Consider the following 21,810-nt stretch of genomic DNA (forward strand, 5'->3'; position numbering starts at 1 on the left):
CGGCAAATTGTCGGCGTCGCCCCATCGTCACTCCAACCTCAACATCTTTGAACACTACAATGCGATAGCCTGCTGGACAGGAACGATCTTATCCAGTTCCGGTTCGATGCGTCTCTTCTCCGCCTCGAGATCAAACGCTATCTGGGCGCGCAGCCAATAACCATCCGTCAGGCCAAAGTAGCGGCAAAGGCGAAGGTCGGTGTCGGCCGTCACACGACGCCTTCCCAAGATAATCTGCCCAATGCGTTGAGCCGGAATCCCGGTCTCCTTAGCAAGGCGATATTGAGAAATGCCCATAGGGACAAGAAATTCCTCTTTGAGAAGCTCACCAGGAGTCACCGGCGGCAGCAAATCGGACGCAGTCTCATCACTTGTGATAATCGACGATTTCAACATTCCAAGCCATCCCCTGTCTCCACTCAAAACAGACCCGATAGCGCTCATTGACACGGATACTATATTGACCGGCGCGATCGCCCTTCAACGCTTCAAGACGATTGCCTGGCGGAACGCGAAGATCATCAAGCGAAGCGCAGATCTGCAGTTGTCGAATCTTCCTCAAGGCAACCCGCTCAAAAGGAATGAACTTCCTAACCCGCGTACCCATTGCAAAGCGTTCAGTGTCTTCATCTTTATATGATGCAATCATAGTATCGCCTTACGTTAATAACGTCAAACGTTTCTATAGACTTACATCTCTATTATACCGTACATCTGTTCGTGTTTTCTAGAACAGGTATCCCTCGCCACTTAAGCAAGCAAAAGCAATCGTTTGTAGACATCGAGGCCCTTGAGTAGAATTTCCTCGTCAAAGAGCATGGTATCGGTATGCAGAGCGCTCGTGGCATAGGCGGGACAGCCATCCGAATCGATCGGATTATCTTGTCCCTCCGGCACGCCCGTACCCAGGAGGAAGAACACGCCTGGCAGATGGCGCTGATAGAAAGCGAAGTCCTCGGCAATCAGCAAAGGCTCATCCACGAGTTGCAGCTCGGACAAGACAGGCGCAATGTGGGCGAACAGCTCGGGATCGTTATCGACCGGCGGATAGCCCTCGGCAAAATCGAGGTCATATGTGCAGCCCGTTGCGACGCAGGCATCGTCCAGCACGCGGCGCACGCCCTCGCGCGCGCGGTCGAACATGTCGTCCGTAAACACACGTAGGCTGCCGGCAACATGGGCCTCCCCCGCCACCGCATTGCAGACGGTGCCGGCCTGCAGCAGGCCGAACTTACCAATGCAGGGCTCGTCGACACCCAACTCGTCCATGAGCTCGCGCTCGGAAACCAAGAACTTGGCAGCCGCCAGCGCCGCATCGTGCGACTCCTCGACCGGAACGCCATAGGTCTTAGCGATATGGATGCTCGTGCCATGGATATGAATGTGTGTCTCACTCGAACGCGCCAGCAACGGACCGGAGCAGCTCGCCAACGTGCCGGCGGGCAGATCGGGCCACACGTGGAAGCCGAAGATGCGATCCACCCCGTAGCGCTCGAACACGCCGCTCTCGCACACCGTCTTGGCACCACCAGTCGTCTCCTCGGCCGGCTGAAACACAAAGAGCACATTGCGCTTAATGGCGCCCGGCTGCTCACGGATCGTACGGTCGACAAAGGTTGCCGCCGAAAGCGCCATGGCCATGTGTCCATCGTGCCCGCAAGCATGCATCTTGCCGGGATGGGTCGAAGCGAACGCTGCCCCCGTTGCCTCGGCAATGGGCAGCGCATCCATATCGGCGCGAATCGCCGTGGCATGCGCGGCGCCAACGCCAGCGTCGAAGAAAGCGCAGACGCAGCCGGGGCACGGATGGGTCACATCGCAGGTGAGCGGTGCCAACACGCCCTCGATATAGGCGATCGTCTGCGGAAGATCGAAGTCGAGCTCCGGGATCCTGTGCAAGTCGCGGCGGTAGCGACGGAGTTCTTGGAGCTCGGCCATATTGGTTCCTTTCGTAGGTGCGCGTCGGCTGCTATCTATTGTGCCGCAAGATTGCTACACCCTTATTTCCAGCATATCCCTGCATTTTTTAAACGTTATATACGAATACTCTTGTTTGGTAAAGTGCAACGTGGTAGGGTCGTTACCACTTGATAGAGGCGCGGGCACGAAGAGCCGCGGGCGAGCCGGCAGGCTTTGACCCCGCGGGGAGGCGAAACCCGCCGAACTGGGTTTTTCGGGCACGAACAGCCTGGTGGGCCTGCGGGAAACACCCGCAGGACTGTCTGCAGCAATGCGGGAGCGCTATCCGGACATTGGGTCCACGCTATGCGGATTCGATGCGCAGGTAGCGCCGTCTGGATAGCGAGGTTTACGGGACATGTCATTGACTCCCAACGAGGCATATGCGGCCAAGCAGCCGTTTGTGGACAAGGAGACGCTCGAGCATATCGTCGAGCAGTTCCCCACGCCGTTTCATCTATACGACGAGGCGGGCATCCGCCGCAACATGCAAGAAGTGCGCGACGCCTTTGCATGGAACCCGGGCTTTAAGGAATACTTTGCCGTCAAGGCCAACCCCAACCCGGCACTCATCTCCATTCTCAACGAATACGGCTGCGGCTGCGATTGCTCGAGCTATACCGAGCTCATGATCGCCCGCTCGCTGGGCATCACCGGACACGACATCATGTTCTCGTCCAACGACACACCGGCGGCGGACTTTGAGCTCGCCGACAAGCTGGGTGCCATCGTCAACTTTGACGACATCAGCCACATCGAGTTCTTTGAGCGCGTTGCGGGACCCATCCCCAAGACGGTCAGCTGCCGCTTTAATCCGGGCGGCCTATTCCAGCTCTCCAACGGCATCATGGATAACCCCGGCGACTCCAAATACGGCATGACCACCGAGCAGCTCTTCGAGGCCTTCCGCATGCTCAAGGCCAAGGGCGCCGAGGACTTTGGCATCCACGCATTCCTTGCCAGCAACACCGTCACCAACGACTACTACCCCAAGCTTGCGCGCATCCTCTTTGAGCTTGCCGTGCGCCTGGAGCGTGAAACGGGCGCACATGTCGCCTTTATCAATCTGTCCGGCGGTGTGGGTATCCCCTACCTGCCCGAGCAGCAGGCTAACGACATCCGTGCCATCGGCGAGGGCGTACACGCGGCCTACGACGAGATCTTGGTTCCCGCCGGCATGGGCGATGTGGCGATTTGCACCGAGATGGGTCGCTTTATGATGGGCCCCTACGGCTGCCTGGTGACCAAGGCCATCCACGAAAAGCAGATCTACAAGGACTATATCGGCGTGGACGCAAGCGCCGTCGATCTGATCCGTCCTGCCATGTATGGCGCTTACCACCACATTACGGTGATGGGACAGCCGGGTGGCGCCGACAAGACCGCAGCACCCGTTACGGACACCTACGACATCACGGGCAATCTGTGTGAGAACAATGACAAGTTCGCCATTGATCGCGAGTTGCCGCATATCGACATGGGCGACCTGCTCGTGATCCACGATACCGGCGCGCATGGCTACTCCATGGGCTACAACTACAACGGCCGTCTGCGCTCCGCCGAGGTGCTGCTGCGCCCCGATGGCTCGGCCGACCTCATCCGCCGTGCTGAGCGCCCGGGCGATTACTTTGCCACGCTCGACGTGCTGCCTAGCGGCCGAGAGCTGCTGGCCAAGTCGCGCGCCGAAAGTGCCCGCCGTCGCGCCCAGGACGAGCGTCTGGCCGTCGCCGCTCAGTGGAACAAACGCATCCAGATCGCGGAAGCGAAGGAGAAGAACATGGATATCCGCAACCTCGAGGGTTCGATCGTCGCCCTCGTCACGCCGTTTAAAAAGGACGGAAGCGTCGACTTTGACGCGCTCGAGCGCCTTATCGATTTCCACCTGCAAAACGGTACCGACGCCATCCTCACCCTGGGCACCACCGGCGAGAGCGCCACGATGACTGACGATGAGGACAACTCCGTTGTCGCCGCGGTGGTCAAGCAGGTTGCAGGCCGTGTCCCCGTCATCGCCGGCTCGGGCTCCAACTCCACGCAGACCATGCTCACCAAGTCGCTCACCTATCAGGGCCTGGGCGCCGACGGCCTGCTGCTCATTACCCCCTACTACAACAAGTCCAACGAGGAGGGCATCTACCAGCACTTTAAGACCGTTGCCGATGCCGTAGATATCCCCTGCATCCTGTACAACATCCCCGGCCGCTGCGGCTGCGGCATCAGCGAGCGCAACGTAGAGCGCTTGGCCGCGCACCCCAACATCATGGGTATTAAAGAAGCCTCGGGCAACGTCGCCTACGCGGCCAAGATCGCCCACCTGCTGTCCGATGACTTCCGCATGTACTCGGGCGAGGACGCCCTCACCGTGCCGCTCATGAGCCTGGGCGCCTCGGGCACCATCAGTGTGTGGGCCGATGTTCAGCCGCAGCTCGTGCACGACATGTGCCGCGCCTATCTGGACGGCGACGTAGCGCGCGCCCGCGATATCCAGATTGCCGGCCAGCCGCTCATCAATGCCCTCTTTAGCGAGGTCAACCCCATCCCAGTTAAGGAAGCGCTCGCCCAGATGGGTATGATCGAGGCAAACTACCGCATGCCGCTGTGCCCCATGGCCAACGACACGCGAGCCGCACTTACCGATGCTCTGAAGGGAGCTGGTCTGCTTGATTAAGACCGTCATTATGGGAACGGGCCGCATGGGCTCGCTCATCCGCACTACCGCCGAAGGCATTGTCGACGCCGCCGGGCAGCCCGTTTTTGATATCGTGGCCCACATCGGCTTCGACTTGTCCGAGCTCGAGAGCGCCCCGGCAGCCGACGTCATCATCGACTTCTCGAACGTCGTGACCTTCGATGCCGTCGTCGCCTATGTCGAGTGCACGGGCGCGGCGTTGGTCTCGGGCACTACAGGCTACACACCCGAGCAGATGGATCGCCTGCGCGAGCTGGGTCAGAACGCCCGCGTCATGCACTCCGGCAATTACTCCATCGGTATCGCAGCCCTGCGTCATCTGGTAGCACAGGCCACACGCGAGCTGCCCGGCTTTGACTGCGAAATCGTCGAGACGCACCATAACCAAAAGGTCGATGCCCCCAGCGGCACTGCAAAGCTGCTGCTCGACGCCGTAGTCGAGGCCGAGCCCAAGGCAGGCTACCACCCCGTCTATGGCCGCGAGGGCATGTGCGGAGCGCGCGACCCCAAGGAGATCGGCATGCACTCGCTGCGCGGTGGCACTGTCGCCGGCGTGCACGAAGTGAGTTTCTTTGGCCAGGACGAAGAAGTCACGCTCACGCATCGCGCCACAAGCCGTCAGATCTTCGTCAACGGCGCCCTGGCAGCCGCGCAGAAGCTCGTCACCCGCGAGCACGGCTTCTATACGTTCGACCAGGTCATGTTTGCCTAACCAGGTATCAACCGGATCCACCCAAAGGAGAGACAGCAAATGAGCAATGCAGCCGAGATGGATGCCCAGGAGATTATCAACTACATCGCCACAGCGCCCAAAAAGACGCCCGTCAAACTGTACGTGCGCGAGAAGCCCGGCATGAAGGTCCAGTGGGGCAATGCGCACGTCTACGGCGGTCGTCGTGGCAAGACCGTCTTTGGTGACTGGGATGAGCTCAAAGCCATCCTTGATGCCAATGCCGATTCCATCGATTACTACGATGTGGAGAACGATTGCCGCAACTCCGCCGTGCCCATGCTCGACCTTAAGGGCATCAACGCCCGCATCGAGCCGGGCGCGATCATCCGTGACCGCGTCGAGATCGGCGATCGCGCCGTCATCATGATGGGTGCCATCATCAATATCGGCTCCGTCATCGGTGAGGGCTCCATGATCGACATGGGCGCCGTGCTGGGCGGCCGCGCCACAGTGGGCAAGAACTGCCACATCGGCGCTGGAACCGTGTTGGCAGGCGTCGTTGAACCCGCAAGCGCCACGCCCGTCATCATCGAGGACGATGTCATGATCGGCGCCAACGCCGTGGTCCTGGAAGGCGTGCACGTAGGCAAGGGCGCTGTCGTTGCCGCCGGCGCCGTGTGCGTCGAGGACGTCCCCGCTGGTGCCGTCGTGGCCGGCGTCCCCGCCCGCGTCATCAAGATGCGCGACGAGAAGACCGACAGCAAGACCGGACTCGAGGAAGGCTTACGCCGGCTGTAGAAGTTACGCGGTTTTACCAAACCGCGTAACGGCTCGACGCTGCAAACGCCCCTAAGCGGCAATCTGACGTTCAATCGTCGGTCGCGTACCGAAGTACGCTTCCCTCCTCTTTCACGTCACCTTGCTCGCCTAGGGGCGTTTTCGCTGACGTATGCTCAGTCTGCAACTCAATTCAGCTCCAAGCAAAAAGGCCGAAGTCCCGAAGGGTTTCGACCTTTGTTTTTCTGCAGCGTCCAAGCGCAGTTTATCTATTCTCGATGCTGCCGATGTTTTTGAGCTCGATGGAAATGAGGCCGTTGGGCTCGTTGACGAACTCGATGTACTCGGAGTTCGAGCCCATCTCGGCCGGAAAGCTGATCTCGATGCCCGTATCGGTACGAATCTTGTGGTTGCGCACGGCCGCACGCTCGACCTGCTTGCGCTCCACGGGCACACGCTCGGGCACCTTCTCTTCGGTCAGCGCCGCGCGTACGCTCTCCTTGATGACCGGCTCGTCCTCAAAGACCTCATCGACGATATCCCAGGGCGGCAGCTCCTCGTCATCCTCAACCTTCTCGGCAACGGCAGCCTTAACCTTAGCGAGCGCTACGGCCGTATTGGCACCGTGCTCCTCGGCGACTTCCTCGACCACGCGCGTCACGGTGTCGATGACCTCCTTGCCCGACACGCCCGTATCGCACTGCAGCAGACCGTCGGGAATGAGCATGCGGTCTTCGCCGGCAATCTTGCGCTTCTTGTCCACATAGCCGATCTCCATGGTGCTCGCACGCACGATGGCATAGCTTGGCACCTTTTGGGAAGGATTCGGCAGGATAGCATAGTGGCGCGCGATGTCGTTGCGTACCTCGCCCTCCTCGCGGCCCACCTCGTGCATAAAGGCCTGCTTGGAGCCCAGCAGCATCACGGCAAACCAGCGGGCATCCTCATCGTCGTCAAAGTCGGCCACGAGCACATCGGTGGACTCGGCTTTTTCGGCCTTGGTAAGCTCGGAGGAAATGAACTCCGCAATCTGCTGCGACAGGTCTACGAACTCGCGCTCGCCAAAGAAATAGCCCTTGAGCTCGCCGCCAAACGCAGAGTTCTCGGCAAACGCGGCGCGTTTATTGTCGGCCGAGGTACGTGCGCGGCGCAGATGCGTGGTCACAAAGTTGCGCACGGTACGGCTCTCGATATCGAGCTCGCGCTGGCTCATGACGTTGACGGCAGAGTCAAAGTCCAGGATATGCAGAATCGCGTGATTGATTTTCATATACGGCATTCCGTTCTAGATCGATTTCGGCACGAACCAGTATAGCGGTCGAGCCCGCCCCAGGCGCATCGAAGATTGGTGCATCGGGGACAGGTTGCTTTGCACCAATGGCTAGCGCAGGAGCTCGGACTGCCATACCTCGAGCTGTTCTGCCAGGCTCTTACCACTAGAAGGCACGCTGAACTCGGGACGTTTGGGCAGCAGCGCACACTTAAGAATTGCCACGATGGTCTGCGAGACAAAGCGTCGCGTATCCTTGTCAAACCCTTGCGCAGCCTGGAGCATCACGGGCAGGCTCTCGCGCAGATTCCCAGCGATATCCGCAAACCGCTCAGCACCCGTAGCCTCAAACACGGAGAACAACGCATCTACAAAACGCTCGCGCTCGCTAGGCGAAACTGCAAGCAGCATCTCGCGAATGGAGCCATCAACGTATCGAGCACCGGCGGACAGGCGCTCACAGTACACGAAGTCGCGACCATCAACCACCCAGCTAAAGGGATTGTGCTGCAGCAGGCTGAACTCGGTGCTCTCAACGATGGCATAGTCCTCCTGCGTCTCGAACATCATGCCAAAGATCGACGACCGAGGTAGCGTCTTGTCGATTCGACCGGAAAGATCGGCAAAGGCGTTGCCGTTCAGAAACTCCTCGACGAAGCCCGGACCATCATGGGAATACGCCTGTTCGATTCGCGCACGGGCGACATCGGAGCACATCGCCGCACCGTACACCGCAAGGTTTCCACCCTTGGAATGACCTCCGCACAAAAGCGGCCCGTCAATCGCATCCGCCGCCTCGTCCACATAACGCGCCGCGGATTCCTGGGCCGGCACAGGATACCGGAACGCCATGTTAAAGTCCTCTTTCCAGCCCACAATCGTGCTGTCGGTCCCCCGGAAGGAAAGATAGCTAAACCCCGCCGGAAACCGGAACGCCATGGCTGCAAACTGCTCTGTCGCCACCACATCGCTCACGGCACGATAGCCGCAAACGTGCACGCCACGGTAGCGAGGACTTGCTGCCACGGCCTCCAGCAAGGCCTTGCTCCCCTCCGGGTCCCACAAGTCGTCAATCATGTCCCGGTAGCACTCGGCACGCAGCAGCTCGCGTACGTCTAGGCCCTGCCAGTTCGTCAGCTCCGCCATATCACCCGGCAAACGCAAATAGGACAACCACGCAAAGACGAGGCTATCCACCGCGCAGAACGGCCTCTCCTCAAACGGATCAAACGCCGTCTGGGCATAGGTTAAAAAATTAGGCGAATCCGACATGGCCCTCCCATCAACTATGCTGCATTGGGGTCAGGTTACTTTGCACCAAAAAGGCGCCCGGGCCGTGTGGGCTCGGACGCCTTCATTGTAGCTTTTCGCTCTAGCGAGCTTGATTTAGCAGGAGAAGTCGACGCTGTCGATGATGTCCTTGAGGGCCTTGGCGGAGGCGGTGAGCTCATGCTGCTCGTCATCGTTCAGCGGCACGGGGACGCGACAGACGACGCCGTCGCGGCCAACGACCGTCGGCATGGAGATGGCAAGATCGGACAGGCCATACTCGCCCACCATGAGCGAGGAGACGGGCAGAACGGTCTGCTCATCGCGCATGACGGCGGTGCAGATGCGCTTGACGGCCATGGCGACGCCATAGTAGGTGGCGTGCTTCTTCTCGATGATGGTGTAAGCGGAGTTCTTGACGTCCTCGGCGATGCGCTTCTCGGCAGCCTCATGCTCCAGATGACCGTGAAGCTCGCAGAAAGTGTTCAGCGGCACGCCGGCAACCTGGGCGCTGGACCAAGCGACAAACTCAGAGTCGCCGTGCTCACCCATGACATAGGCCTGGACATCGCGCGGGTCAACCTCGACGTGGGCACCAAGCATCTGCTGCAGACGGCCAGTGTCGAGCACGGTGCCGGAGCCGATGACATGGCCCTCGGGCAGGCCGGACATCTTGATGGCGGCATAGGTCAGAACATCGACCGGGTTGGAGACAATGAGCAGAATGCCGTCGAAGCCAGACTTCTTAATTTCGGGAATGATGGACTTAAAGATGTTGACGTTCTTGTTGACCAGGTCCAGACGGGTCTCACCGGGCTTCTGGGCAGCGCCAGCGGTGACGACGATCATGGCGGCGTCGGCGACATCGGAATAATCGCCGGCGTAGATTTTCATCGGCTCGGCAAACGTCATGCCGTGCGCGATATCCAGGGCCTCACCCTCGGCGCGGTTCTTGTCCACGTCGATGAGGACCATCTCGGAGAACAGACCGCTCTGCATCAGCGCGAACGCCGAAGACGAACCGACGAAACCGCAGCCGACAATAGCGACCTTCTTCTCGTTAACCATTAGAAACTCCCATCTCTCTCCACAAACAAGCCACCCGGGAACGACCCGAGCGGCTTGTCGTAATCCCAATACATCCAATCGGGACTTTGATTATGCTCCTATTCGCAGCCAAAAATCGACCGTTTACCGAAATTGTTTGCAGGATTCGTAAAATAACTGCACGAAATCGGTTTCGAGCTATTGACGAGTCGAAACAGGTTTCTAATACAGACCCGCCTCGCGGATGGCCTCGACAGCCAAAGCAATCTGATCGGGCGGCAGGACCAGCGCCATGCGCACGTGCCCCTCGCCCGAAGGACCAAAGCTCGCGCCCGGCGTCACCACAACGCCGGCCTTCTCCATGAGCTCCTCGCAAAACGCCATGGAATCGGTGCGACCACCGGGAAGCTTGGCCCACACAAACATAGAGCCATGCGCGTTGGGACGCTCCCAGCCCAAGCCCTCAAGACCGTCGCACAGGGCATCGCGGCGCTCCTGGTACTTCAGACGCTGCGCCTCGACCTCATCGCGCGGACCGTTCAGGCAGGCGATAGCAGCCTTCTGGATCGGGAAGAACATACCAAAGTCGATCTGGCCGCGCAGCTTGGCAAAGGCAGAGACCACGTCCTCGCGGCCGACCAAAAAGCCGATACGCGCACCGGTAACGTTAAACGACTTGGAAAGCGAGAAGAACTCCACGCCCACCTCAAGCGCACCAGGATACTGCAAGAAGCTTCCGCCCGGCTCGCCGTCGAACACGATGTCAGAGTACGCGTTGTCATGGACGATGAGCAGGTCGTGCTCGCGGGCGAAAGCGATGATCTCCTCGTAGACCTCGGGCGTGCCCACCGAGCCGACCGGGTTGGCGGGCAACGACACGATCATATACTTGGCACGATCGGCCACCTCGGGATCGATGCCCGCCACATAGGGCAGGTAATTATGCTCGGCGACCAACGGATAGTACTCGAGCTTGGCATCGGCAATCTTGGCGCCCGCCTCAAAGACCGGGTAGCACGGATCGGGAACCAAAATGGTGTCACCCGGATCGAGCAGGGCCAGGCCCAAATGGCCCACGCCCTCCTGCGTGCCGTTGCACGACTGCACCATAGACGGCGTAATGCCCGAAACGCCAAAGCGGCGCTCATAGTAATCGCACACGGCTTGCTTGAGTTCGGGCAGGTCGCGCAGGGCATACTTCCACATCTCGGGGTCCTGGGCCGCTTGCGTGAGCGCCTCGACCACGTGGTCGTACGGCTTAAAGTCGGGCGTGCCCACGCTCATGTTGTAAATGGTCTTGCCCTGAGCCTTCAGCGCAAGCAGTTTGTTGTTGAGCGAGGCGAAGACCTCCGCGCCAAAGCGGTCGAGACGCTGCGATGCCTGCATGGTGCCACCTTCCGATATAAAAAAGCGGCGCTCCGACAAGAGCGCCGCGCGATACGGGCCATCAGATTGCAAAAGTGTAACGCTTGCACCCGCTGTTTTGGTTCAATTTGGCAACCTTAGTCCATCGGATTGAGCGCGTCAATCTGGGCGAGCCACAGGCGCGAGCTGGCGTCACTCGGCATGCGCCAATCGCCGCGCGGGCTGAGCGTGACCGAGCCCACCTTGGGGCCATCGGGCAGGCAGCTGCGCTTAAACTGCTGGGCAAAGAAGCGACGGTAGAACGTGCGTAGCCACGTGTGAACGGTCTTGGCATCGTAGACGCCCTCGAAGCTCTTGAGCGCCATGCGGTAGATCTTGCCCGGCTCAAAGCCAAAACGCAGCAGGTAGTAGAGGAAGTAGTCGTGCAGCTCGTACGGGCCCACCAGGTCCTCAGTCTTCTGCGCAATCTCGCCGTCGCCCGTGGGCGGCAGGAGCTCGGGGGACACCGGCGTATCGAGGATATCGAGCAAGACCTCGGCAATACGCCCGCCAAAGACATCGGCCGCATAGCGCACCAGATGGCGCACAAGCGTCTTGGGCACGCTCGCGTTGACGGCGTACATGCTCATGTGGTCGCCGTTATAGGTAGCCCAGCCGAGCGCCAGCTCCGACAGGTCGCCCGTGCCGATGACAAAACCGCCAGCCTGGTTGGCCAGATCCATCAGAATCTGCGTACGCTCGCGGGCCTGGCTGTTCTCGTAGGTCACGTCCTGCACGGTCGGATCGTGCTCGATATCCTTAAAGTGCTGCTCCACGGCCGCATGAATCGAAACCTCGCGGAAACTCACACCCAGGTCGCGAGCAAGCGACTCGGCATTGGACTTGGTGCGGTGCGTCGTGCCAAAGCCGGGCATGGACACGGCCGTGATACCGGTGCGCAGCAGCCCCAGTGCATCGAAGGCGCGCACGGTCACAAGCAGTGCTAGCGTGGAGTCCAGGCCGCCCGAAAGACCGATGACAGCCGCCTTGGTACCCGTATGGGCAAGGCGGGTCTTGAGGCCGGCGGTCTGCAGGTCGAGGATGGTCTCGCAGCGCTCGGCCAGATCACCGTGGTCGGCCGGCACAAAAGGCGCGCGAGGGAAAACGCGGTCGATATCAAGCGCATCGCGAAGAACAGGATCCTTCGCAAGCACGCCCTCAAACGAAAACTCAACGGTCGTGGCCTCCGGCGCATCGTCCGCGCGCGTCCACGTCGTCGAGCGACGGCGCTCGGCAACCAGGCGGTCAAGATCAACGTCGGCGATGGCCATATCGCAGGTAAGCAGTTTGGTCGCGGCGAGCTTGGATCCGTTTTCGTAGACGAGGTTCTCGCCCGCAAAGACCATATCGGTCGTGGACTCGCCCTCGCTCGCGTCCGCGTAGGCATAGGCGCAGTACAGGCGCGCGCTCTGGTTGGAGATAAGGCTGCGGCGGTAATCTGCCTTACCGATAATCTCGTCCGAGGCCGACGGGTTGAGAATCACCGTCGCACCGGCAAGCGCCATCTCGGTCGAAGGGGGTGCCGGCACCCACAGGTCCTCGCACACCTCGACACCCAGCACCATATCCTCGGCGCCTTCATCACAGCAGCGGTAGACAAGCCCCGAACCCAGCGGAACCGGACCCTGACCGGCAAACTCGACCCACACAGGATCTGCGGGCGCCGGAGCAAACCAGCGGCACTCGTAGAACTCGCCATAGTTGGGCAGATACTTCTTGGCCGTGAGGCCCAAAAGCTCGCCCGCGCAGCACACGGCGGCGCAGTTGTAGATATTCTCGGCAACCGCAACGGGAAGACCGATGGTAAAGACAATCGACAGCTCACGAGTCTCGTCGAGGATATGCACCAGAGCAGCCTCACAGGCATGCAGCAGCGTGCGGTTATGGAACAGATCAGCCGCGGTATAGCCGGTCAGGTTAAGCTCGGGCAACACCAACGCGCGAACGCCACGCCCGGCAGCATCGCGAACAGCCGCCAGCGCAACCTCGACATTGCCCTCGACATCGGCGACGCGAATCTGCGGCGATGCCGCCGCAACCCGCAGAAAGCCGTCGTTCTTATTAGCCGAAACGCAGCATTGCCTTGTTGATCTGGACACTGGAGGCCCCTTCTACCCTGAGATTCAGTCTAACGGACGTTCACATATCTCTAACTAGCCAAAGCAACCTCCCAGTTTACTGAGACGCTAACCTGTGCTAAGAGCATGTATTCCAAAAAAATCTTTAATTAAAAAAGGAGAAATCGATAATCGACTTCTCCTTTAAGCGAGGCAAGAAAATTCCGAAACTAATGGCAGAATTTATCCATGTAGTCCTCAAAGTCGAACACTTCTACCACGACGCCCTCTTCCTGAGACTCTTTCAGTTGCTCCAAGAGATCTTTGTTAATAACGTCCATGCAGAAACCTCCTCTATCTAATCAGTTGTAGTATATCTGCTTTCATGCAATTATCAACCAACTTGTTTAATTGCTCCTCGCTTGTCGATAGTCCCTCTTTTTTCAAAATGTCGCGCACCTCGTTCTTAGTAATCGGCTTTTCAAACAACGAAAGCAAAGCGAACGAAAAATCATTAACCGCACACATTCTATGGGTGGCACAACTCAGCAGTACTCTTAACCCCTCTTTTGAGCGTCCGACTTCTTTAACAAACGAACTTTTAACCAATTGAAAACCATTATCGTGCATTACATAATCGGCATCGATATTTGTATTCAGCAATCCATAATGCAACAGTTCTTCTATCGCCCTTGTCAGCTCGAGGTCGCCCTGATCAAGAATAAGAGAAATGCTACAATCGGCCTCCAATAAACGGGCCAACTTATGGTATACCAACTGGGAAACAGCATAGACATGATGGTATTCAGAATTATAGAAGTAGGCAAATGGCTCAACGAGCACGACAGAGGTCTTGGAATCCAGCCAGATTCGATCGGCTGGATTTAGACTAGTTAGCCGTCGCTTTACTTTGGTCAAATGTCCCTTATACCTGACAGCGTGAATAGAATCTAGGATCCAGGTCACCTCTGAAATATGAAGCCGCTGGGGCAAGTCAATTGTGTCGCTACCGTTTATGACCTCTTGCATATAAAAATCAATATGATGCTCATCAGATAAGGATTTTGCTTCATTTAAAGTTAAACCAGTGCCTGAAACATAATCTACTTCGAGGCGCAAATCCTCATATTGGGACTGCGGCATTACAGAGACACCATACTTATCGGGATGATTCCAAACATCCGACCCCATAACGAGACCAAAATTCGTAAATCCTCTCGTGGAATATGGAACACCACATACCTGTTTTGAATAATTCAAAACATTCTCTGTATAAGCTAAGGTGTTCAGAGCCTCTTCTTTAGTTTCGGTCGGAAAGCCAATCATAAAAAATAGATGAACAGGAATACCCGCATTGAGACAATCATGGATATTGCGATCAATCCAATCAACTCTCGTGTTCTTCTTCATTAGATCAAGAACTCTTTGGTTGTATGACTCGAGGCCAAACTGAATCTGCCTACATCCACTTTGGTATATCTTGTTAAAAACGTCTGTACTTAGGGTTGGAGAGAACCTCGTTTCTCCATGCCAGAAAAACGTTTTTCCCGATGCGTTTATTTCATCCGCGAGTTGCTCCATTCTTTTGCCTTCGAATGTTTCATCCACAAAAGAGAAAACTCTCGTGCCGTATTTTTCATTTAACCGACACATTATTTCAAATACTCTCGATATAGGCATCTTTCGGTAACAACCACCGGTAGCACCGGGAATGGTGCAGAAGGCGCAATGATTAAAACACTGCCTAGAGGAATAAACCGGCAATATTAGCTCAGGCATGAAGTATTTAGAAAGGGCGAAGCCATCGAAATCGGGAACTGTATCGTTGATAAATGTTTGCTCAATCCGATGGTTTTTATATATCTTTCCACCTTTAGCATGGCAAAGGTTTGGAACACAGTCGAGATTGTCATCACCAGAGTCAAGAGCCTCAAGAAGACGTGCAAGCGGCTCTTCGCCGTCATACATCATTATCGAATCAATGTATTCAAAAAAGGGATGCCATTCTTTCATGCAGTCATCTGCTAAACGAGTAATGTAATTGCCGCCCAATGAGACGTGTTTAACAGATGGACATTCTTCTTTAATCAGTTTCGCTAACGTAACTGCAGAAATCAATTGGAAACAGCCGCTCACCGAAATCCCAATAAACTCGATTTTTTCCCTCTGAATACGCTTAAGAAAGGCAGTTTCATAGAAGGAAATAAACGGATTATGCAAGGTATCCGCAAGCGATTTCATTATTTCTGGTGTCGAATAATAATCATAGGGCAGATCTATGGAGTTGAACGTGTATTTAACTCCATATGAGACGTGATTTATGATATAGAGTGCATTTCTAAAAATGTTTTCAGCATATTGTCTTTCTTTTAGATTAAAGTATCTCTTCGATCTGAAAATATCTTTTGCCTCGTCAACATTAAGTGCCGACTTTTGTATCAACTCGATTGTTAATTGGACATTCGAACTAAACGAATCCTTTGATTCCCGATACCTTTTACAGCACTCTTCGACATGTCTAAAAGATAGGAGGTCATCGTAAAATTCCACGTTTAAGTCAACAATGTCAACTTTGTATTGTTCAACCTCTTGAAGATATGACTTCAAAACAGGCAAGGCAAGATACGGCCCCACTGGACTCCATCCTGGGGGAAATACTAAAAGCGTTTTAGGCATATCAACGTCACATCTTTCGCAAATAATTCAATTGAAACACAACTACCATCATAATTGAAAATACACCAAGTCCTGTAACGAGAATTGAGAACATCGCGATGCTCGTGAACAGCGAAACAAGAAGTGTTGAAATAACAACAGCAACCGATTGCAAAGACTCCCTAATTGAAAACAGGCTTATCGATTCAGATCCGTCTCTCGCCAAATCCTGCAGCGATGTTATGAGAAGCACATCTTGAATGGCGTTTCCGGCACCGACGATAAAAAGGAAAATAAACGATATCCCAGACGCATAGCGATAGCCAAACGCCAGATACGCACCGAGCGCAAGATACGTCACAAAACAATATGATTTAACGCAATCGGAACCACTGATTAAACGACCATATATTGTATTTCCGAACAACAGTCCGATTGTAAGACTACTCTGAAGGAATCCGTATTGTATCGATGACGAGTCAAATTGCAATTGCGCTATAGCTGGCAAAAGAGAATTCAGAGAGCCGAATGCCACGCCACTAGAAATATCGATTAATAGGAAACCAATTGCCAAGTGCTTCGCGCTAAGATCACTAAATGCAGTCCTGTTTTTTTCATTTTTGCTTATTCCCTCTTTATCATTAACCTCGATAACCGACGGAACATCTCGCAGCAACCAGAACGACGCGGCAAAAGAAAGCGCGTCTAATGCAAGAACAGCCTCCGCCCCAAATTGAGCGACAACAAAACCGCCGGCAACTGGCCCCAGAACCATCATCAAATTCTGCAGGAACCCAAACGAATTATTAATTACGTCGCGATTGATACTATTCGTATTGGCTCTTAACAACGAGTAAAAGCAGGGCATTTCTACCGTTCGGCAAAGCGATACCGCGCACGTAATAGCAAACATACTCCATTTACTATCAACAAAAATATAGCAAACGAATAATCCCGCGCGAATTAAGTCTGCCAATCTCATGGCCTGCAGTGTCCCGATACCCATCTTCTGAGGCAGCTGCGCGAGCGCAACTGAAAACAGAGAGGGGGCAAATCTGCAGCAGACCATCAAAGCAGTTGCAGAAACATCGTGAGTTACCTCGTAAATTAGCATTGGCAAAGCAATATTCGCACACCAATTGCCTATTTCGCTTATCCCTCTAGCAATATATAGGACCCGAACCGGACGGCTAGCTCTCAATACCGTGAACATCACGATTAACCTCGTATTTCAGGCCTCGTTCATCCCTTAATAGGAATCCATAATCAACCAAGTACCGCCTCAACACGGCATAATCAGGATAGAGCTGTGACAGCACACGATTAACCTGAAGCTCCGTATAACTTGTATTTAATTCAAAGAAAGAGACGGCCCATAGCAGCATGATTCTTTTATAGCTTTCCTTTTTTGGAATTGAAACCAGCTCGCCATTCTTGAGAAATCGTTTTTTAAAGTCTATTAGCTCATCCATTCACATCCTCCATTTCATACGCATCTAATACTAAAAATGCATACGCTTTAGGTCATCGCATTCAGCTTCTTTATTCGAACTAAACTCGAACTAATCTAAATTATTTGCTCAGACACTCTTCGAAAGCTCGTTTTTCACTCTGAGTAAAATGCCCTTCCCAGTCAGTCCACGAACAGGAAGGCAACTCACAACGAGCGGAGTCGAAACCCTCTGCCGTCGGTCGTTCAAAATGCACGATAACCTTTTCGATATCGCCATCTGTAATCAGGTCAGAATGAATGACCTCGGTTCCATCTTCGAATGTCATATACGGGTACATCACGTAAACCACCTCGCAAACATAAATCCAGTTTAGCATCAAGCTATCGCACCAAAGACAGCAAGCCCCCTTGATGAGTTGATGGTATCTGTTAAATGTCACGTACGATTCACATCTGGTGGGTACCCTGATGGCTACACGAAACGAAGCAGATTTACACCGGGAGGACCCCGTATGACAACCAAGTACACCGACGCGCCGCGCACGCGCGTCATGACGCCGGCATCACTCAACAACGGCGTGCACGAGAACCATTCCATCGGACAGACCATGGCCATCGCGCCCAAAAAGGGCCTGTTCGACGACATTTCCATTCCCCAGATCATCGCCGGCGCCGCAGCTGCCGCCACGAGCGTGGCGCTTGCTTCAAAGATCGGCATTGCCGGCTCGGTGATTGGTGCCGCTGTGAGCTCAGTCATCACTGTTGTGTCCTCGCAGGTCTATCGCCACTTTATCTCCGCCAGCGCCGAAGCAATCAAGGGCACGCATGCCGCTGTCGACTACCCTACCGGCGCCTACGAGCCCGTTGAGCCCAATGTCGAGGAGCACCTAGGTGGCGCCGCAACCACGCAGGAGATGCGCCAGGTTGCGGGACGCGCGACCACGGCGCGCGTCGCTCCCAACAGCCTGCGCGCCAAGGCGGCGGCTGAGCGCAGCCAGACGCAAAAGAAGGTCATCGTCTTCTCGATCGCTATCGCCATCGTCGCGGTCATCGCCTGCGCCGGCGCCATCCTTATCACCACTGCCGGTGAGGGTCTGGGCGAGCGTCCCGAGCCAATCCTGTCGTCGCGCACGACCGAGAGCGATGCAAATGGCAACACCCAGTCGCAGGATCAGCAAGCACAGACGGACGATACGCAAGACAGTTCTACCTCTGCCAATTCGTCCTCGAACACCCAAAACCAATCGCAGGGCACCGATTCCTCTGCGAACAACAGCGGCACGCAATCCGGCACGACTGACTCAAGCCAAACGACTGACGGCTCTCAACCGAGCACGGGCGGCCAGACGAGCGACACCACGTCGGGAACGGGCACAGCAGGCAGCAGCAACAGCAATTCGAGTGACACCACATTGGGCACGACATCTAACAGCTCGAGCCAAGGCACGGCATCGGGCAACTAAGCACTGCATCCCCAGATAGGCAACCTGTACAACGGGCGCGAATCGATAGCGGTTCGCGCCCGTTTGCCTTGGGTGCCGCCATGGCGAACGCTATGCGATGGTAAGATGCTTTACGTGTGTAAAGAGGAGATTTGCCATGAGCAAGACAATAGTTAGGCCCACGCTATCGCTGGGCAACCACATCTATCTGTATCGCCTGCTGCGCGACGCGATTGGGTGCGGTAAGCAAACGTTTATGACGCAGGTCGAGGAGGCGCTCGCCGCCGGCGACATGGCCGCTTATGACTTGGGCTTCGAGTCCACGCGCGAGTTGCTCGAGGAACTCGACGACTGCATTAAACTGACCGTCTTTAAGGGCGGCCGCCTGTATGCCACCGTCATCGCCAACGAGGCATGGGATGCCGCCCTTGCCAAGGACGAGGACAAGCGCAAGGCTACCAAGGGCGCCAAGCAGTCCTACAAAAAGAAGAAGCACGGCAAGAAGGACCTGAAGGCCGTGCGCCCCAAGCACGTTAAGCGTCCCGAGCCCGAAGCCATGGTTGGAGCCGTGCCGGAACCCGAACCCGAGACAGAGATCGAAGTCGCTATTGGAGTAACAGCAGAGGCCGAAACCGAAATCGCCGCCACGACCGATCCCGAAGTCATATCCGAGCAGGAAGCCACTGCGGAGCTCAACGAGGCATCCAAGTCGACAACCGAAGAGGCGGCTGGCCAGCCCGAGGCGCCCGTGTTCCAGAACCACGATGTCTTTGGCGACAACACCGAGGACAATCAGTCCGACGAGCTCGCGGATCAAGATGCTGCCGAGGCAACACCGGAGCCCGAGGCGCCCCAGCCTGCCATCTCGCTCACGGTTGTCTACGACCCCGAGAACGCCAACGCCGGCATCACCACCATGGTATCCACGCCGGTCGAGGCCAAGCCGAACGTCGAGGCAGAGGACACTCCGCAGGCCGATGCCAAAACCGGGACCGAAGACACGTCCATCTCCGTGGAACCGACAGATTCCATAGCTAAGCCAGAAGCGGCATCTGAGTCTGCACCTGTCATTGAGTCCGCATCCGCACCCGCCTGTGACCAGGCTCCCACACCTGCACCGACTCCGGTCCCCAATTCAGCACCGGCCCCCGCTTCCGCAGCACCAACCATCCCCGGGGACTTCCCCATCGATTTCGCGACCGAGGTCTTCTGCCCTAGCCCGCTGCTGCACCAGCTGTCGACTTATCTCCCCTACGGCGCCGACACCCTCGGCATCGTCGGCGAGTACTACTGGATCGCTCGCGAGCGCGGTACCATCGAGGCCGGCCGTAACCGCGCGAGCTTCCCCCTGCGCTACACACAGGCCGGCAAACGCCACGAAGTCACCGTACGCATTCGCCGCAACACCACCGGCGGCCTCGGAGCCACCTGGGCCATCGACAAGGTCGAAGCCCCGGTCGAGTAAAAAACGGCCTCGGATAGCCAATTGACCATCCGAGGCCGTTTGAATTCAGGCCTTTTAGTTGTCATCGGCGCATATAGACACCAGAGAAGCAAGCTCATCCTCAAGTTGCGGAGCAAAGTATCTAAAAGAAACCTGCGCTCCAGTCGGTATCGACTCAATCATATTCGCAGCATTATCTGAAACTCGGTACGATGCAGTTTCACCTGTCTTCAAATCCTCTATTGAGCAGACAGCGTCTTCAGCATCAATCGACCTAAGCACGCCTTTTCCTTGTAACATCACATCGGCATGCCCGCCAGCTATTTCTAATGAACCTGAGTCTGTCGCAGTCACTTCTCCGGAACCTCCGCGCGATATCTCTTCCTTTGTTGAACAGCCCACCAATGAAGCCATCAGCACCAAAGACAGAGCTAGACGAATCGTCCTACTTCGAAAAAGTCGTTCCATAAGTCCACGCATAATAGCTCTGATCATACTTCAGGAAGGATAAAGATGAATTCCAGCCGTCCGCTATGCCAATCATCTGCCTTGTCTCTCCAGTTTTCTTACCAGTAAGTGTGGCGTAAGCCTCCGCTGTTACAGAATGGGCTGATCCGTTGTACAAACTCGCATGTAAAACATTCGGTCTATTAGAGTTAATCTCATTTTGAATGCTCGCGATAGCCGGAGAGGAGACAGTGCGGGCGATAAGAGTACTTCCTCTGCTTGCGCAGTAATTTGTAAACCCCGTTGCACAGGTTGATATCGGCGTTCCGCCCAAAACAACGCCGGGAACAGTCTGTTCTTCATCGGAAAGAGCATGGGTATTGGTGTAATTCCATATCTGCATATATTGCGAAGGGTCGTTATATAAATTGGCAATGCCATACAGTTCCGCAACGTTCGAAAAAGCTGTCACCATACAAGCATAGTGGGCAGTAAGCCTCTTAATCTCGCTTTCATCATATGACATAAACTGAGAAATGGAACGAAACCCAGATACTGTGTAATCCTGCATTTGAGTTGCGTAAATTACGACATCGTTCCAGCTTGAAGGTTTATTCGATAAAACGACAGGCCGTCCTTCTATGGAAACAGCCGGGATTGTTCTTCCGCAATTTGTTGTTATTGAACCGTCCAAAGATTGCACACCGAATTCGAATGGATTGATCATTACGACTGGGTTATTGAAAGAATAAGACTCAACACCAAGATCTCCTCCCCGATCCATAGGGCTGACTAAGCCGTCTCCAAAACGATATCCCGTAAGTATTTCATCATCTGAAGCATCTAAAACCAAATAGCCCGCGGCTCTATTGAATGTCACAACCGGAACAATGTAGCCAAGCGGGGACCCATCAACGTCTACAAAAGGAATAGGGTCAGAAGGCGTATACGAAGAGCCGAGGAGTCCCTTTATATATTTATCGGCAAGCTCTTGCGCAATTTCTGAAGTAAATTGTATCTGCTCACCATCAATATTGCCCGTCGAAGCAAAAACCTCTTTCGGACGTGCGGCTAAGGCGACAATTGAAGACGCGACAAGTTGCAGAAAACGACGACGCGAAAGCATATGTTCTTCTTTCTAGAGGAGCGACTTATAAGATACTCCTATTCTATAACCTTTTTTGTAACGTTACAGCACTGGTTATATTTCAATTCGATTTGCTT

The 21,810-nt window shown here is 55.5% G+C and carries 18 protein-coding genes and 1 riboswitch; of the genes, 5 read left to right on the forward strand and 13 right to left on the reverse strand.

All coding sequences use genetic code 11. The features are described 5' to 3' along the window. Window positions 1–54: 54 nt before the first annotated feature. The 3 genes from DW645_RS04530 to DW645_RS04540 all read right to left on the reverse strand — a co-directional run bounded on the left by DW645_RS04530 (window position 55) and on the right by DW645_RS04540 (window position 1,938). A complete protein-coding gene (locus DW645_RS04530) occupies window positions 55–396 on the reverse strand; it encodes a HigA family addiction module antitoxin (RefSeq protein ID WP_118226506.1) in 342 nt (113 codons plus the stop codon). Further along, a complete protein-coding gene (locus tag DW645_RS04535) occupies window positions 368–649 on the reverse strand; it encodes a type II toxin-antitoxin system RelE/ParE family toxin (RefSeq protein WP_118226508.1) in 282 nt (93 codons plus the stop codon). The genes DW645_RS04530 and DW645_RS04535 overlap by 29 nt, the downstream gene beginning before the upstream one ends. Window positions 650–750: 101 nt before the next feature. Beyond that, window positions 751–1,938, reverse strand: a complete 1,188-nt coding sequence (locus DW645_RS04540; protein WP_118226510.1) for an N-acetyldiaminopimelate deacetylase — start codon at window positions 1,936–1,938, stop codon at window positions 751–753. Window positions 1,939–2,083: 145 nt separating this feature from the next. Then, window positions 2,084–2,252, forward strand: a riboswitch (Lysine riboswitch). A 65-nt stretch (window positions 2,253–2,317) separates the two neighbouring features. On the opposite strand from DW645_RS04540, the gene dapA reads away from it, so the two are divergent. From dapA to dapD, 3 genes are read left to right on the forward strand one after another with little or no spacing between them, the layout of a single operon-like run. Further along, window positions 2,318–4,627 carry a 4-hydroxy-tetrahydrodipicolinate synthase gene (gene dapA / locus DW645_RS10090; RefSeq protein ID WP_118226512.1) on the forward strand — a complete coding sequence of 770 codons (2,310 nt, stop codon included), beginning with the start codon at window positions 2,318–2,320 and terminating at the stop codon, window positions 4,625–4,627. Continuing rightward, window positions 4,620–5,360, forward strand: a complete 741-nt coding sequence (gene dapB, locus DW645_RS04550; protein ID WP_199412215.1) for a 4-hydroxy-tetrahydrodipicolinate reductase — start codon at window positions 4,620–4,622, stop codon at window positions 5,358–5,360. Before dapA ends, dapB begins: the two co-directional genes overlap by 8 nt. A 39-nt stretch (window positions 5,361–5,399) precedes the next feature. Continuing rightward, entirely contained in the window at window positions 5,400–6,119 is a 720-nt protein-coding gene (gene dapD, locus DW645_RS04555; protein WP_117637490.1) for a 2,3,4,5-tetrahydropyridine-2,6-dicarboxylate N-acetyltransferase, read from the forward strand. A 244-nt stretch (window positions 6,120–6,363) separates the two neighbouring features. Here the strand turns inward: dapD and DW645_RS04560 are convergent, their stop codons facing one another. The 8 genes from DW645_RS04560 to DW645_RS04595 form a co-directional block, all read right to left on the reverse strand. Further along, a complete protein-coding gene (locus DW645_RS04560; protein ID WP_117583913.1) occupies window positions 6,364–7,368 on the reverse strand; it encodes a nucleoid-associated protein in 1,005 nt (334 codons plus the stop codon). 111 nt (window positions 7,369–7,479) lie between these two features. Continuing rightward, a complete protein-coding gene (locus tag DW645_RS04565; RefSeq protein ID WP_117583912.1) occupies window positions 7,480–8,640 on the reverse strand; it encodes an Mbeg1-like protein in 1,161 nt (386 codons plus the stop codon). Window positions 8,641–8,754: 114 nt separating this feature from the next. Beyond that, on the reverse strand, window positions 8,755–9,705 hold the full coding sequence (locus DW645_RS04570; RefSeq protein WP_006234343.1) for an L-lactate dehydrogenase: 951 nt from the start codon (window positions 9,703–9,705) through the stop codon (window positions 8,755–8,757). Window positions 9,706–9,906: 201 nt separating this feature from the next. Then, complete coding sequence (locus DW645_RS04575; RefSeq protein WP_006234344.1) at window positions 9,907–11,070, reverse strand: pyridoxal phosphate-dependent aminotransferase; 1,164 nt, start codon at window positions 11,068–11,070, stop codon at window positions 9,907–9,909. A 116-nt stretch (window positions 11,071–11,186) separates the two neighbouring features. After that, window positions 11,187–13,187: an NAD(+) synthase gene (locus DW645_RS04580; protein WP_118226514.1), complete on the reverse strand. Its 2,001-nt coding sequence runs from the start codon at window positions 13,185–13,187 to the stop codon at window positions 11,187–11,189. A gap of 312 nt (window positions 13,188–13,499) precedes the next feature. Beyond that, the gene (locus DW645_RS04585) at window positions 13,500–15,821 is read right to left on the reverse strand and encodes a radical SAM protein (RefSeq protein ID WP_118226515.1); all 2,322 of its coding nucleotides are present in this window, start codon (window positions 15,819–15,821) and stop codon (window positions 13,500–13,502) included. 7 nt (window positions 15,822–15,828) lie between these two features. After that, window positions 15,829–17,013 carry an MFS transporter gene (locus tag DW645_RS04590; RefSeq protein ID WP_082435530.1) on the reverse strand — a complete coding sequence of 395 codons (1,185 nt, stop codon included), beginning with the start codon at window positions 17,011–17,013 and terminating at the stop codon, window positions 15,829–15,831. Next, the gene (locus DW645_RS04595; protein ID WP_055251466.1) at window positions 16,991–17,272 is read right to left on the reverse strand and encodes a DUF2087 domain-containing protein; all 282 of its coding nucleotides are present in this window, start codon (window positions 17,270–17,272) and stop codon (window positions 16,991–16,993) included. The genes DW645_RS04590 and DW645_RS04595 overlap by 23 nt, the downstream gene beginning before the upstream one ends. A gap of 493 nt (window positions 17,273–17,765) precedes the next feature. On the opposite strand from DW645_RS04595, the gene DW645_RS04605 reads away from it, so the two are divergent. Both DW645_RS04605 and DW645_RS04610 read left to right on the forward strand, forming a co-directional pair. Next, a complete protein-coding gene (locus DW645_RS04605) occupies window positions 17,766–18,716 on the forward strand; it encodes a hypothetical protein (protein WP_118226516.1) in 951 nt (316 codons plus the stop codon). A 136-nt stretch (window positions 18,717–18,852) separates the two neighbouring features. After that, window positions 18,853–20,160 carry a hypothetical protein gene (locus DW645_RS04610; RefSeq protein WP_118226518.1) on the forward strand — a complete coding sequence of 436 codons (1,308 nt, stop codon included), beginning with the start codon at window positions 18,853–18,855 and terminating at the stop codon, window positions 20,158–20,160. Between the two features lie 54 nt (window positions 20,161–20,214). Here DW645_RS04610 and DW645_RS09880 read toward each other — a convergent pair whose 3' ends face one another. Both DW645_RS09880 and DW645_RS09885 read right to left on the reverse strand, forming a co-directional pair. After that, window positions 20,215–20,553: a hypothetical protein gene (locus tag DW645_RS09880; RefSeq protein ID WP_147346212.1), complete on the reverse strand. Its 339-nt coding sequence runs from the start codon at window positions 20,551–20,553 to the stop codon at window positions 20,215–20,217. A gap of 31 nt (window positions 20,554–20,584) precedes the next feature. Continuing rightward, window positions 20,585–21,712 (reverse strand): hypothetical protein, encoded by a 1,128-nt coding sequence (locus DW645_RS09885; protein WP_147356630.1) that lies wholly within the window; start codon window positions 21,710–21,712, stop codon window positions 20,585–20,587. Window positions 21,713–21,810: the final 98 nt, after the last annotated feature.

Source organism: Collinsella sp. AM23-17 (assembly GCF_003470945.1).
Taxonomy (GTDB): Bacteria; Actinomycetota; Coriobacteriia; order Coriobacteriales; family Coriobacteriaceae; genus Collinsella; species Collinsella aerofaciens_O.